Origin of the sequence: Nocardia abscessus NBRC 100374, assembly GCF_000308455.1 — a bacterium.
In the GTDB taxonomy this organism is placed as follows: domain Bacteria; phylum Actinomycetota; class Actinomycetes; order Mycobacteriales; family Mycobacteriaceae; genus Nocardia; species Nocardia abscessus.
Genome location: NZ_BAFP01000222.1, coordinates 1 through 931 on the forward strand (window position 1 = coordinate 1; position 931 = coordinate 931).

Consider the following 931-nt stretch of genomic DNA (forward strand, 5'->3'; position numbering starts at 1 on the left):
TCGGTCCAGCTCCCGTCGCTGATACCGCCGTTGGCGCCGTTGAGCAGATAGAACGTGGGCGCGGGCCGAGCCGGATCGGCCGCACGCAGCACGCGCACCCGGGCGACGCTGTTCATCGCCGTGGAGAACACGCCGACGTCGAGAACACGGTCGGACTCGGCGCGGATGTCGTGGATCCGGGAGCCGTCGGGTGCGGACACGGACGCGGGATCCGGCGGGGAATCGGCCGTCGCCGTACCGCTCGACCCAGCCAGCACCGTGATCACGGCGGCGGCCAGCAGGATTCGTTTCCGGGAGTGGGTGAGCGACATCGCACCTCCGATCTCGAGGCCGCACCCCGGCCGGTGCCCGCGGCTGCGCGGGCCGGAGATAAGCGACCGACGCTGCGGTGCGGTTCGGCATCGAGTCAACCGCATCCGGCGAGCTGGTGAACACGGATACCCGCAACCTTGTGGCCGTTCCCAGCGGGAGGCCGAGCGAACTGGCCGCCGGCCCCAAACGCGTTCGATGCCGCTTGCCCGCACAGACATTCGCGTCCTAACGTTGGCGGAGTTCTCGTCCCGTCCGCCGGAAGGCAGTGAGTGGATTCCCCCGCCCCATCGCCGTACCGTCGCGGTGCGGCACGGACCGCACGGCTGGCCGCGGTGCTGAGCGTCGCCGCGTTCGCCTTCGCGACCGGCACGGTCGGCTCGGTGAGCGCCGGACCGACCACGCCGGAACTCCTGTTACCGGCCGGCACCGCCGCGGATCGCTCCCATATCGCGAGCACGACACCGGGACCGGGAGGACTGGTCGAGCTGACGGTCTACTCCGCCGCGATGGCGAACACCGTGACCGTGCGCGTCCTTCCGGCCGCCGACAAAGCGGCTCCCGCGCCCACCGTGTACCTGCTCAACGGCATCGACGGCGGCGCGGACGGCAACTGGCTCAG

The 931-nt window shown here is 71.1% G+C and carries 2 pseudogenes; one reads left to right on the forward strand and one right to left on the reverse strand.

The features are described 5' to 3' along the window. Nucleotides 1-311 (reverse strand): annotated as a pseudogene (locus ON19_RS30825) (esterase family protein); the annotation flags it as partial. Nucleotides 312-581: 270 nt separating this feature from the next. Between ON19_RS30825 and ON19_RS30830 the strand changes: the two are divergent. Continuing rightward, nucleotides 582-931, forward strand: a pseudogene (locus ON19_RS30830) (hypothetical protein); the annotation flags it as partial.